A 14452-nucleotide genomic window follows, 5' to 3' on the forward strand; every position below is an offset into this window, starting at 1 on the left:
ATTATGTTAAAACTATATTTTTGCTTTTAAATTAAGGAGAAACATGAAGCTAAAAAATAAATTAATACCTTTAGTATTAGGTTCAGTATTATCATTAACACCAATTGCAATGAGTGTTTCATGTGGTTACGACAATAAAGCTACTGTTGTTAAAGTTCGAGAGGGTACTAACATAGTGGATGTAGAAGTGGGTGGTCCTGTTCGAACTGCTTTAAAATTTGAAAAAAATAAATTTACTAAAACAGCACAAGTTGTTCCAGCATTTGAATCTATTGATTCAAGAGTTGAATTCGCTAAAGCTGTTGATGCTATTAAAGACGTTATTGGTGCTGATCTTAATAATGAGATGACTTCTGGTTTCAGCATTAACCCTGAAATAGTTGCACAATCACAATATTTAATTCCTTCTAATTCAGCTGTATCATATGAAGAGTCATTCATTAATAAAGAATATACATACTTTATTAATGATATAAATGCAGGCAAAAAATATGAAGTTATTGTAAAAATAGATAAAAAAAATCCATATTCAATGGGATTAAATACAAAAAGTGATTATTTCAAACAAGATTTACCAAATAGAGAAACTTTATTACAAAATATGGCATCTATTCCTGTATTAATTAACTTTAATTTCGAAGTTTCAATTAAATTAGATGGTCAATTATGAAAAGTGCCTAAATTTAGCACTGTAGCACAAGCTAGCGGTTTAAACGTTTCTTCTACAATTACGCCTAAATTGTCTGATTTCCAAGTACAACCATCTTATTCAAAAATGAAAAAATTATCTATTGATTGAAACAACAAACTCATTGATAGTAACTCATTTAGAGCTAAAGTTATTAGCGTATCAGATGGTGATACAGCAACTGTTGTAGCATTAGAAGACAAGAAAATGATTAACACTTCTATAACAAAAGGATCAAAATACACAATTAGATATTCAGGAATTGATACACCAGAAAAAGCTGTATCAAGTACTTTATCTTGTCCATTCGAATATGGATTTGCATTATTATCATCAAAATTTGGAAAACAAATCCTATTTAATGATGATCCAAATTCAGAATTCTATAATGTTAAAAAGGAAGTTAAAATCGGATTCACATCTGGTTCTGACTCATATGGTAGATTAACTGCAGATATATTCTTTGGTGAGGATTTTGGATATTCATATAACGCAGAGATTACAAGAGAAGGATTAACATTACCGTATGACTCATTTGCTAACTGAAAAGCAAATTACAATGAACCAAAAACTTCTCCAAACTACGTAAACAGCATTTATCCAGAAATTGCATTAGCATTTAACCATGCTCGTGAAAACAGATTAGGATTTTTCCACTACTTTGAACAGGCAGAACAAATTGAAAAATATGTTTATATAGCAAAAAGAAATAGTAAATGACAAGCATTTGAGGAACTTTACAAAATCTTACAAAAAAATAATGAGGCTTAGAATTAATAAAATTAACAATATTGATTTAAGCAATTTTAGTTTTTAAATTTTCTTATTAAGAAAGGATAAAATGAAACAAAAAGAAAATACAACATTTTCATCAGCTCACGAAGCAGATATTCGTAAAATTAATCAATATGTTTCAGAATTAGAAGCAACTGATGTTGATTCTATTCCTGCTATTGAATTAAAAAACTTAAACATTGACTTCGGTGAAACATTAGCTGTTGATAATGTTAGTTTTAGAATTCCAGAAGGAAAATTAGTTACATTACTTGGTCCATCTGGTTCAGGTAAAACAACAACTCTTAATGCTATTGCAGGTTTATTAACAGTTACATCAGGAAAAATTCTTTTCAGAGGTAAAGATGTTACTGACTTCACACCTCAAAACAGAAAAATCGGGTTCGTTTTCCAAAACTATGCTTTATACCCACACATGAGTGTTTACCACAATATTGCATTCCCATTAAGAAATGACTCAGAATGACAAAGAAAATTCTATTTAGAAAAAGAAGAAGCTAAAAATGGAATTCGTTCTATTTACTTAAGAAAATTAGGAGCTTCTGAAGCAGAAATTGAACACTTAAATAAAGCATTCAAAAACTATAAATTAGTTAAAACTGAAATTTCACGTCAAGTTAGTGAAGCATACTCAAGAATCAGTAACAAACTTGAAAAAGCACATACTGATTATTCAGTTTCAGTAGTTCACGAAAATGCAGAAATTTCAGTATTAACAAAGAATGTTATTAAAACTAACAAAAAAACAAAACAAGATTCAGCGACAAAAATCCAAGACATTAAATACAAGTTCGCTCATGATAAAGCTAATGGGTTAATTAATGAAAATGAATTAAAACAATCAGAATTCTTAGCTTCATATGACAAGAGCATTCTTAAATTCTCAAAACCAAAATCAGAAGAAGAGTATCAAGAAAGAATTAATAGTTTACAAGATTTCACAGCTGAGTTAGTTCAACTTGATTTAAGTGAATTAGTCTTAAAAGACAGAATAGCAATTATTAAATTAGAACAAAAAGCTATTAAATTATTAACTCGTTACAAATTCTTATTAAAACAAAAAGAAATCATTGCTAGATATCAAGTAGAAAAAGCTGAAAAAAAAGCTGCATACTTAGACGCTAAAGCAGAATATAACAAAACAATTAAAGAAGATGAAGAATACTTAGGATTAGTTTCTGATGAAAAGAGATTACCAAAAGTAGCTGAAGAACACTTCTACAGTATTGTTGAAGAACTTGAAGACAAATATTCTGTTAAAGAAGCAATGAAAAGAGAAAGAAAAACTATTGGTTTTGCTTTATTATCAGATGAAGACAGAGAACAAATTAGAGAATTATCTAAGAAAGTTATCAGTCTTAAAAAAGCTATTCACAACGAAGTTATGGAAGTTGCTAAACGTGTAGAAATTGTTCACATCTTACAAAAGAAACCTACTCGTTTATCAGGAGGTCAACAACAACGTGTTTCTATTGCACGTGCTATTGTTAAAAAACCTCAAATTCTTTTAATGGACGAGCCACTTTCAAACTTAGATGCTAAATTACGTATCTCAACTCGTCAATGAATTAGAGAAATCCAACAATCATTAGGTATTACAACAGTTTTCGTTACACACGACCAAGAGGAAGCTATGTCTATTTCAGACATTATCGTATGTATGTCAACTGCTAGAGTTCAACAAATGGGTACACCAATGGAACTTTACTCAAAACCAAGAAACCAATTCGTTGCAAGATTCCTTGGTATGCCAGAAATGGGATTATTCAAATCAGAAGTTAAAGATGGTGTAGTTACAATGGCTGACGTAAAACTTCCAGAAATCAAACTTCACGACAATAAAGACAACATCACATTAAACATTGGTGTTCGTTCAGAAGATTTCATTATTAAATCAAAAGAACAAGGTTCTATGTTCAAAGGTAAAGTAGTAGTGGTAGAAAACTTCGGAAAAGAAAGTAAATTAGTTGTTTTAGTTGAAGGAGTAGGAAGAATTAACTTCTTATTAGACAACAACTACTCATTTGCTAAAAATGATGAAATTTACTTCGATGTACCATTGAAGAAATTACACATTTTCGACGCTTTATCTGAAGAGAGAATAGAATATGATATCAAGAAATAAGTTTCATAGTTTTATACAAGAAAATTTTCCTTTCTTGTTTAATTGATCTATAAAAAAACAAGCAAAAAGAAAATCTACTTTATCACACACAATATTAGATAAGAAAACACCGTTCTGAATTCCGATGTTATTCTTATTGCCAGGTGTTATATTGTTATCATTATTCACAATTACACCTTTATTCATTAACGTTTATGAATCATTAACAACAGAAACAGGATCATTAACAGGACAAAACTATGCAAGTGTTTTCACAAACCAATACTTTGCTGTTGGGGTTAGAAACTCATTTATCTATGGTTTATTTGTTCTTCCATTTGTTATGATGATTGCCTTAGTAGTATCATCAGTTATTGCTAAGCTTTACAGAAAATGAGCTAGAGGATTTTGACAAACAGTATTCTTCATGCCTTATGTTACAAATGCTGTTGCTGTTTCTTTAGCATTCATTCAATTATTCAGTACATATGGACTTGTTAACCAATTAATCGGAAAAAATATTCCATGATTAACAACAGGTGATCCTTACACATTCAACGCTCTTGTAGCTATGATTATTAATGGTATTTGAAGTGGTCTTGCTTTCAATATCTTAATCTTCACAACAGCTATGTTGGGTGTTGATAAAAACTTATACCGTTCAGCATCAATCGATGGAACAGGTGAAGTTAAACAATTTTTCGCAATTACATTACCATCAATTAAAAGTACAATTAACTTCTTAATTACATTAGGAATTATTGGTGGTCTTAAAGTATTCCCATTAGCATTATTTGAAAACAAACCAAATAACGCTTTAAACAACGGGGGTTCATCTCTTATGATGTTCGTGTACTATGCTACATCTACAGGGGACAGACGTTTAGCAGGAGCAGCAAGTATCTCGCTATTCGTGATCGGGGTAATATTCTCATCAATGATCCGTGGAGGATTCTTCTTGATGCAGTTAACATTAAATAACTTAGGAGAAAGAAATGTTTGAGTTAAAGTTATGAATACACAAGCGCATGATGCAAAAGAAATTGCGCAAAAATCAAGAGAAGTCAGCTAGTCAAGTTAAAGAGACTTCATTTTCAAAAGTTCTTACCTCATCAGCATTAAAATTATTCTTACTTGCATTATTTGGAGTTATTATCCTATTCCCATTCTTCTACATGATCTCAATTTCATTAATGAACGATGGTGAATCTCAATCATTAAAACAACAATTTAAATTCTTACCTTCATTTGCAGAAGGAAAAACATACATAGAAGGGCACCTTGTTATTGCTTCATGATCTGAAGTTGTAGCTAACACTTATAAGAGAGCATTCTCAACAGGTTATGGCAAGGCCTTTGTATTCACAACGCTCAACGTTATTATTTCAGTTGTGCTTAAGGTCTTTGTTACATTCTTAATGGGATATGCATTCTCACTAAGAAACTGACGTGGAAAAGGACTTGTGTGATTTATTGCCCTTGCCTTACTTGTATTACCAGAAGTTGCCTTATTATCAGGACAATACTTAATTGTTCTTAAAACAAAACTTTACAAAACTTACTTTACATTCTTATTAGCAGTTGCATTCCCATTCACAGCAAGTATTTTCAATACAGTTATGTATAAAAATGCTTTCGAAGCAATCCCTGGAAGAATTAAAGAAGTTTCACTTGTTGATGGTGCTGGAGGAATGAAATACTTATTCAAAGTTGCATTCCCAATGGTTATGCCAACAACATTAACAATCGTTATTCTTACATCTCTTGCTTCATGAAACTCATACTTATGACCAGCACTTATTTCTACAATTGGTGGTCAAGACTTACAAGTTATGTCAGTGTGATTATTCAAAGCCGGATTCGATCCAAGTGATCCAGAATCAGGAGCAAACACAATGCAAAACGTTAAATTAGCTGCATCACTTCTTTCAATTATTCCTGTGTTCTTATTCTTCTTAATCTTTAGAAAACGTATTATGGCATCAATCAGTAGACAAGGTTCAACAATTAAAGGATAGTATATGAAAAACGTCAGAACAAAAGTTGTTATTTGAGCAATATTAACAGTGGTTGCATTAGTTGCAATTATTGGTTTATCAATTTTAATTAATAATGTTCAATCATTACTTGATATTAAAAAAACTACCTTAGATGCTAAAATTTTACAATCATATCAATACACAAAAGCTTATTCAATAGGAGGTTTAGCATTTTCATGCTTATTATTCTTGATGGGTTCAGTCATAACATATGCTGGAATTAAATCTTGAAGATATTCTGAAATGCTAGGATAGTTATTTATGAAAAAATTATTCTCTAAAAAAGCTTTCCCATTTTTACTAGGAACAGCTGCAGTTATAACAATGCCACTTACAGCAGTTTCATGTTTATATGAAGATGATGTTACTGTAAAATTTGCTAAAAACTATGATGTCAATAACTCATTTATAAAAAGAACACAAGAGAGAAGTAAAGATGCTGATGTTATAGCTAAATTTAAAGAATGAGAACAAAAACCTGGTTTAATTCAATTCTTTAAAGAACTTGATAACAGTAATGTTATGACTTATACATTCACATACTGAGATTTCTTATTCAAAAATTCATTCGATATTAAAAACGATGATGTAAAAATTGTTGCTGATAAGTTATATACAATTAGCGAAAACCACAAATCAATTTCAGTAGATGAAAAAGTATTTTCAGAAACATTAAAAGATGCAAATAATGATGCAAAAGATAAGGCACGTACATTAGTTGGTAGCGTTGCAACATTACTTAATGACTATTACGCTTCAAAAGATACAAATACAAAACACCCTACTGAAAAAGTTGAAGATTTCGAAAAAGTTGCAATTCAAAAATTAGCTGCTAAAGAGTTAGAAACTGCTGGTTACTCAGAAAAACAAATTGCAATCATTTCAAAAATTGATTCATTAATGAAAGTTGTTTTCTTCAACGAAGATCCTGCTAAATTCATTTCATTAGAAGATGTTAAAGAAGCTCTTAAAATTTACTTTAAAAATTCTCCATTTATGGATGCTATTATTGAAGATGAAACAAGAGATTCAAATAACAGAATTCTTAAACAAAATGCAGCTGATAGAAGTTACACAATCAATTTCTCAGTAGTTAACAAAACTAATTCAGGTATTTCTTCATCACTTTTCCAATCATTCTTTAAAACAATTCAAGGTTCATTATTAAACTTTGATTATGATTCAACAATTTCTAAAGAACGTGATATGGTTTCTAATATTGTTAACTTATTAATACAAAAATCACAATCATTCACAATTAAAAGAGATAAAGATGGAAATATTATGACTCAATCATTAATGGGAGTCGGAGGAGGGTTTTCACCTTTATACTTCATTGATGGATTAAACCCAGATACAAATGAACCATCAGATGATTTCAAAATCTTTAAACAAATTTCAATTGATAACATTAATAAGATAACATCTCATAATATTACAGAGTTCAATCAAACAGCTCTTACCCCTGAAGAGGCATCTGAATTTAGTGCTGACCCACTTAAATTCTTCCAAACACACAAATATTTAGCTTGATTTGGTACAGAACCTCTTACAGCATACGGATACTTCACATCATTACAAGGGCAATACCAAAATGCTAGAATGAAATTAGAAGCATCAACAACTAAAGCCAAAGATAGAGAAGCATACCAAAAGTATCTTGATCACTGTCAACCAATTTATGACCAAATGATGATGGATATTGCAAGATTAAAAGAAATTGAGCTTCAAAAAATTGCTTTATTAAAAGCAAATAATGGTGTCGAAAATGAAGAAACTAAAGCTATTGATAAAGAAATTGATGCAATTATGACTCATCAATACAAGTTACCTAGAAGAGCAACAAACTTACAATCAACAATAGATGTAACTTTACAAGAAGGTTATGAACAATCATTCAAAAAGTTATTACAAGGAAAAGCTAAAGTTGGTACAAACGTTCAATCATTTGCAGAATTATTTGCAAAAATTGGATTTACATTAGGTATCACAAACATCCAAGTAATTCGTGGAAATTCACCAGAACTCGAAAATAGTTACTGATTAGAATTCCAAAATAGAAAAACAGGTGAATGATACTTCTTAGATGTATTTAAACTTTACACAGAATTCTATTACACAAGCAATGAATATGTAACTGAAGGTGAAGGGGAAAATGCAACTAAGAAATTAGTTAACAGTATTGGTTCAAGAAAAGATATTTCAAACTTATCAGTTGAATACATTAATAGTCAAATTCAAACTTCATTACCAACAGGATACACAGTATCAGCTGAGTATCTTCCATATGCAAATATTAAATAAGAATTCAAAAAAGTTGAAAAACAAAGGCAAAATCTTAAAAAGGTTTTGCTTTTTTAATTTTCACAAAATGTGAAAAAAATTAATTAAATTTGAATTTAACCTTAACAAATTTCGTAAATTTATTACAATTAAAAATATGTAAAGTTCATATTAAATTAAGTTAAGGAGGCACGATATGCAAACTAAATTTAAATTACTTTTAACTTCACTTATTTCAATACCAACAGTTGCCACTGTTGCTGTTTCATGTAATTCAACAGAAGCAGATAAACCAGCAACTCCAGCTAATGGACAAAACCCATCTAATCCAGAACAACCTACATCATCATTATCGGTTCAACCTCTCAGTGTTTCAGTTTCATTAGATAATACAAAAGAAACATTAACAAACTATGTAGAATCATTAGACCAAAACAACGCAAAAGAAGTTGAATTTGATTTAACATTAGATAATGATGGTAATGTTTTTGTTAAAAAAGGAACTGTTAAAGAATTTGTCTTCAGATTCGACAGAACAAAGCATGATTTATATAAAAATGAAACTGATGCTAACAATAAAAGATTAAGAACAAAAAAAATTAGATGTAGATTTAACAAAAAGGATAAAAAGGTTACTCTTCGTTTCTGAGATAAACTACACAACAAAGGAGGAGAACAAGTCTTCTCATTTGGAGAAGAAACAAATACAACTCCAGAACAACCAACTACTCTACCAAATAACCCAGGTACTCAAAATCCTCCTGTAGAACCAACAAGTCCACAACCAAGCAATCCTGATACAGGAAATGAGAACCCTAACCCTCAACCAGATTCTGAAACCCAACCAGAACCTGTTAACCCAGAAGAGCCTGAAGGATACATTATTAATAGCGAAAAAAGAACAGTATATGTTAGACCACCTTTTGGAGCACAATTTAAACTCAAAAATGACAATACATACTTCACAACAATTTTCGCTCACTTAGACTCTCCAGGTGTTGCTAAAAATGCTAAAGATGAAAAATCAATAAATACAGACTACTTCAATATTAAAACAGCAAATGGTAAACCAAAATCAGCAGGTGCTCAAGAAGTCTCTGAATTTTTAGGATTACCAAATGTAGCAAGACATTTTGAATCAATTTCACAAGATAATAGTTTTGTTATTTTTGGTGGTGATACAAACATTAGTGCTGATTTCTTCAGTATTCAAAATCTTTATCCAGAAAGCTATAAATTTACAATTACTAATTTAGGCGAAGGTGACAATAAGACTCACTACACTTCATTAGGTAGAACAAATGGTGTATATTCACAACCATATGATAAAATGTTCTTTAAGAACAAGAATAAACAACATTTAGGAACATTGACACAAGTTAATACACCTGAATTAGCATTTAAATTTGATATTTGAAGTTCATTTAGAAACAATGTGCTTGCACCTGAAGATATGAACTTAAATTACTACACAAGTAATAAACCTAAAGAACCAATTAGAGCTAGATTATCAGATCATGCTCCTGTGTGAACTGATGTTAAAGTTAAAAATAATGTTACTTTACCACATTCAAACCATTCTATAGATTTACATAGAAAAGATGCTAATGCACTTCGTATAGCTCACTGAAATGTGTTAAACTATGGAACATCTGGTGATTATGAAACATTCCTAAGTGACAGAGATTTCAAATATATAGCAATCTCAAAAATTATTAAAGCATTAGGATTTGACATAGTTGGTTTAACTGAAATTAACTACGACAGGGCAGATAAAGTTCAAGCTATATTAGATGAATTGAATAAAGATGGTTCAAATTGAAAAATGATTGTTCAAGACAGAGAAGAGGCAGTATATCCTCAAGATAGTAAATGAGCTAAATATGACTCACAAAAAGAACAAGTTGTAATTATCTATGATGCAAATATCTTTGATCCTACAAGTTTTAAAAACAACAAAATTGGAGATTCATTCAAAGCAGAAATTCCATTAATATAATGATTATATAAATTTGAAAATAGCTAGATTAATCTAGTTATTTTTATTTTAATTTTAATAATGTAAAATTATTAAAATAAATATCAATAAACTAAAAGGAGTCTTATGTCAAGTGTATTTTTTTGATTAGCAGTTGCATTTAGTAGTACAGGACTATTGCTATTTGCATCTATTGCTATTACTTATGGAAACTTCATTAATCATGCAAAAATGAATGCAGTACATTTTCAAAATAATGAAAAATTCTTTAATTCTTACAAAATTGACGAAAGAATGAATAAATATTGAAACTTTCATTACATTATGTTAATTATTTTAATTTCGCTGCAATTTATTTTTAATGTATTTGCAATTTGTAATGCATCAGTATATTTTTTAAAAGATTTTTTAGGAACAAATACTGACAAAGGTATTACTAGAATAACAAACTTGCTTATTATCATTGCTTTAATCTTAATGAATGGATACTTCTCATATTTATTATTTAAAAACTTCATCGTAGTAGCTCGTGTATGACATAAAACAATGAGAGGTTGAGAAATTATTGATATAACAGAAGAACATAAAAATCTTGCAGATTATTTCTATTCAAAAATTTCAACTAAAGAATTTCCTAAAAAAATGAAATTAGACAAATTAATAATTAAAAACAGAGCAACGACACTCTCATATAGACTTCCAAATTTCACAAAATTATATAAAAACGCAATATTACCTAAATGATTTAAAGAGGGTAAGGTTCTATACTATGCATTATTTGACACTCAATATGTAAATGTTGATTCAATGCATGTTGATGATACAAATGTCATAGAATCACTTTACCAATTAATTAAAAAGTTTTATTAATTAAAAAATCAACTAGAATTTTCTATCTAGTTGATTTTCATTTACTTTTGATTTAATTCTTTTCAAACTCTAACATACGAATCATTTTCATTAACTAAAAATTCTTCGATATCTTCAAAATTGAATACAAAGTATGTAATATCGTTATAGGTTTCTTTGTTTCATTTTCATAATTTAGGAGCAAACAACTCTCTTACACCCTTAACAGCTAACCCTATAACACCATTGTTCATAAATTTATTGAAGTCGCTATTTGCACCAATATGTTTAAGTTCAAAGTCAGTTGATCTTTCATTATTGTCATATGTTTTAGTGAATAGTTTTGCATTTTCTTTTCATTGTATTTTGCTATTTTTAATTTGTTTAAGCAATTTAACAAATTTTGAATATTGTATAGAATACATAACAATATGAAAAATGAACATTAATGTGATTATTATGCAGCTGCATGCTATTATCAATGTATATAAAACAGATGTATCAAATGAATCACTAATACTTAATTCTCTAGCTGCATATACTATATCCATAATAGAAAAGACAAGTGAAATAAAAATTCAAGCAGAAAGCATGATAAATGGTATGGTGATATATTTAAAAATCTTTTTAGCTCCATTTAAATACTTTTTATTCACAACTTTATTTTCTTCACTTCATTTTTGAATTTGTACTTGTTTATATGAATTTGTTAATCTTACAGTTTTTTGAATGAAAGAATGTGCGAAAGTTAGTATTACAATCAAAATTGCAAAAAATACGGCTAAGATGAGTAAGTGTGCTCAAATTGGCAAATTGTTAAATATTAATTTCATTAAACTCCTTTATTTAATTATTATATTATTTACATGTCTTTTTAAAAATAAAAACACTCATAAAGAGTGTTTAAATTACATTTTGATGCTTCCGTTTGATCTTGGGTATGGAATTGTTTCTCTAATGTTTTCTGTACCAGTGACATACATAACTAATCTTTCAAATCCAATTCCAAATCCTGAAGTTAACATATGCCCAAATCTACGTAAGTCTAAGTATCATTGTAAGTCTTCTTGGTCAATACCTAATTCTTTTACACGTGTAACTAATTTATCATAATCAGATTCACGTTCAGAACCACCGATCATTTCTCCTACACCAGGTACTAATAAGTCAAATGCAGCAACTGTTTTACTATCTTCGTTTTGTTTCATATAGAATGCTTTGAAATCTTTAGGGAAGTTAATTACTGCAACCGGTGCTTTATAAAGTTTATCTGTTAAGTATTTTTCGTGTTCTGAAGCTAAATCTAAACCGAAGTAAATATCCTTGTTTTCAAAAGTATCTGCGACTTTTTTAAGTTCTTCGATTGCTTCTTTATAGTCAATGATTTTTAAAGGTGTTTCAACAAAGTGTTCTAATCTTTCGATTAAACCATTGTTTGTTACTTTATCTAAATATTTAATTTCAGTTTTGTTTTTAGCTAATGTGTTTCTTACAACAACTTTAAGCATATCGTCTGCTAAATAAATAACATCAAATAAGTTGTAGAATGCAACTTCAGGTTCTATCATTCAGAATTCTGCTAAGTGTCTTTTTGTGTTTGAGTTTTCTGCTCTAAATGTAGGTGCAAAAGTATAAATTTTGTTCATTCCAACTGCGTAACTTTCACCGTGTAATTGTCCAGTAACACCTAATGTAGCTTTCTTAGATTTTCCAAAGAATGGATCTTTTGATTCGTTATCTGAAACTATAAAAGTTTCTCCAGCTCCCTCTCCATCGTTACTTGTAATAATTGGAGAAGCCATTAAGAAGAATTCTTTTGAAATGAAGTACTTGTGAATTTCGTGAGCTAATGTTGATCTAACAAGCATAATTGCTTTAATTAAGTTTGTTCTGTGTCTTAAGTGTGGAATTTCTCTTAATGTTTCAAGATTGATTTCTTGGTTTTGAATTGGATAATCTTCATCAACTTTTTTTATTGTAACTTCTGTAGCTACTAATTCAATTGGTTGAGGCGCATTTGGTGTTGCATGCAATGAACCTTTAATAATGATTGCTGAACCAGGTTTGGTTTGGTCTAATAAGTCAAAATCAAAAGCTTCGCCTTTGAAGACAACTTGCAAGTTTGAAATAGTTGAACCATCGTTTACTTCAATGAAACGAATTTTTTTGTTTCCTCTGTTTGATGAAACTCACCCTTTAATAGTTACATCAGTTCAACCGTCAAAAAACTCAGGTCTTAATAATATTTTTTTAATTGAGTACATAAATTTCTCCTAATTAATTATTGGTCTTAATTTTAATTATTATCTTGTCTTTTGGACTGTTTTTGTCTAATAAATCAAACATATGTGTTTCATTCTCAAAGAAAAGAACAAACTCATTTTTGTTTAACATTAATTTATTATCGTATGAATTCACTTGAACGAATTTAACATCATTATCTTTATTTTCATTCAAAATTTCATTGTTTACATTATTTGGATTTAAATCATAATAAACAACTTCTTTTGTATCAAGTAAATTAATATGAATATCAATAGTGCTATTATGAATTTCACCAAATAAATGGTTATAAAATGGTGTGTAATTAAGTTTCACTATTCTAATATTTTCATCAATATTAGTTACACCATATGGTAAATTATCAAAATCATATGAATTAATTAAATTCATTGCTTTACTTAAACTACTATTGCCATAATCATATTTACCTACGTTGACAAACTTGTCATATATCATTTAACCCTCCTAATAATATAATATTTTAATATTATATTATTTTTTACAACTTATGAACTTAAAGAAAATAAAAAGTATTTTCAGTTAATTTTATAATAAGAAAAACTACTTTTAAGCTTGTGAGTAAGCTTTAAAAGTAGTTTTATAGTTTAATTTATAAGAAATTTTGAGTTTCAAATAATGCTCTATATACTTTAACATAAACTTGCTTATCTTCTGATTTGAGCCAATCTCCAATTGAATCGAAGTTTAATAAGAAGTATGCTATTTTTTCGATGTCAGCTCTATTTTTCATTTTTCTTGAAGCTATATTAATAGGAAAAATTGAACTAAATGATTCAGCTTTATCATAGAACATAATAGGTTTTCAAATAATTAATCTAGGGTTTTTATCATTAAATTTGAATAAGTTTATGTCAGATATTTGTGGTTCAGTTAATTCAATCCCTTCAAACATTTCTACATTAGAACTAAATCTAACTTTCTTAGCTTTTTTGAATTCATCATTTAACCTTTTCTTGAACACAAAAAAGTAAGAAGCAATAAACAATGAAAAGAATTGTAAATAACTAATTGGTATAACAACTATAGGGAATAATGTTTTATATATTTCATTGAAACGATCATTGCCAGGTAGCAAAAATAGTTCTAAAAATAAAACAACATATAAAGCTACATGAATGAAAAATAGGACTATTGCAGGAATAATAACCTTGTTTTGGATAGTTTTCAATAGATAATCTTTACCTTCAAGGTATTTTATGTTTACCACTATGTTTTGTTTATTTCAAATTTTAAGTTGTTCAATTTTTGCATTAGTTAATTTTAGAAGTGATTTATAGAATAAAAGACCAGATTTTTCGAAAATAACAAATCATCCTAAGATAACTTCAATCACACAAATTGCGATTAATGTAAAAGGCATATTTTCTCCTTAATATGATTAATATATTAATTATATTAAGTTTTTAAGATGA

General features: G+C 28.8%; 12 protein-coding genes. 8 read left to right on the top strand and 4 right to left on the bottom strand.

Annotation, left to right across the window (positions count from 1 at the left end; translation table 4 throughout):
- Positions 1–43 precede the first annotated feature (43 nt).
- From VBM86_RS00705 to VBM86_RS00740, 8 genes are all read left to right on the top strand, one after another.
- Positions 44–1459 (top strand): thermonuclease family protein, encoded by a 1416-nt coding sequence (locus VBM86_RS00705; RefSeq protein WP_323189531.1) that lies wholly within the window; start codon positions 44–46, stop codon positions 1457–1459.
- A gap of 70 nt (positions 1460–1529) precedes the next feature.
- A complete protein-coding gene (locus VBM86_RS00710; protein ID WP_323189049.1) occupies positions 1530–3608 on the top strand; it encodes an ATP-binding cassette domain-containing protein in 2079 nt (692 codons plus the stop codon).
- Positions 3592–4659, top strand: coding sequence for a carbohydrate ABC transporter permease (locus tag VBM86_RS00715; protein WP_257088846.1), 1068 nt, complete (start codon positions 3592–3594; stop codon positions 4657–4659). Before VBM86_RS00710 ends, VBM86_RS00715 begins: the two co-directional genes overlap by 17 nt.
- Positions 4583–5605: a carbohydrate ABC transporter permease gene (locus tag VBM86_RS00720; protein ID WP_257088844.1), complete on the top strand. Its 1023-nt coding sequence runs from the start codon at positions 4583–4585 to the stop codon at positions 5603–5605. Before VBM86_RS00715 ends, VBM86_RS00720 begins: the two co-directional genes overlap by 77 nt.
- A 3-nt stretch (positions 5606–5608) precedes the next feature.
- Complete coding sequence (locus VBM86_RS00725) at positions 5609–5881, top strand: hypothetical protein (RefSeq protein WP_257088842.1); 273 nt, start codon at positions 5609–5611, stop codon at positions 5879–5881.
- Between the two features lie 6 nt (positions 5882–5887).
- Entirely contained in the window at positions 5888–7930 is a 2043-nt protein-coding gene (locus tag VBM86_RS00730; protein ID WP_323189532.1) for a hypothetical protein, read from the top strand.
- Positions 7931–8105: 175 nt separating this feature from the next.
- Positions 8106–9908: a hypothetical protein gene (locus tag VBM86_RS00735; RefSeq protein ID WP_323189533.1), complete on the top strand. Its 1803-nt coding sequence runs from the start codon at positions 8106–8108 to the stop codon at positions 9906–9908.
- A gap of 105 nt (positions 9909–10013) precedes the next feature.
- Positions 10014–10757, top strand: coding sequence for a hypothetical protein (locus VBM86_RS00740; RefSeq protein ID WP_323189534.1), 744 nt, complete (start codon positions 10014–10016; stop codon positions 10755–10757).
- A gap of 41 nt (positions 10758–10798) precedes the next feature.
- Here the strand turns inward: VBM86_RS00740 and VBM86_RS00745 are convergent, their stop codons facing one another.
- From VBM86_RS00745 to VBM86_RS00760, 4 genes are all read right to left on the bottom strand, one after another.
- Entirely contained in the window at positions 10799–11569 is a 771-nt protein-coding gene (locus VBM86_RS00745) for a hypothetical protein (RefSeq protein WP_323189535.1), read from the bottom strand.
- A 75-nt stretch (positions 11570–11644) separates the two neighbouring features.
- Positions 11645–13000 (bottom strand): asparagine--tRNA ligase, encoded by a 1356-nt coding sequence (gene asnS / locus VBM86_RS00750; protein WP_323189536.1) that lies wholly within the window; start codon positions 12998–13000, stop codon positions 11645–11647.
- Between the two features lie 13 nt (positions 13001–13013).
- Positions 13014–13475 carry a YhcH/YjgK/YiaL family protein gene (locus VBM86_RS00755; protein WP_323189537.1) on the bottom strand — a complete coding sequence of 154 codons (462 nt, stop codon included), beginning with the start codon at positions 13473–13475 and terminating at the stop codon, positions 13014–13016.
- Between the two features lie 154 nt (positions 13476–13629).
- Positions 13630–14400, bottom strand: coding sequence for a hypothetical protein (locus tag VBM86_RS00760; protein WP_323189538.1), 771 nt, complete (start codon positions 14398–14400; stop codon positions 13630–13632).
- Positions 14401–14452: the final 52 nt, after the last annotated feature.

Source organism: Mycoplasma sp. 21DD0573 (genome assembly GCF_034863425.1).
GTDB lineage: Bacteria > Bacillota_I > Bacilli_A > Mycoplasmatales > Metamycoplasmataceae > Mycoplasmopsis.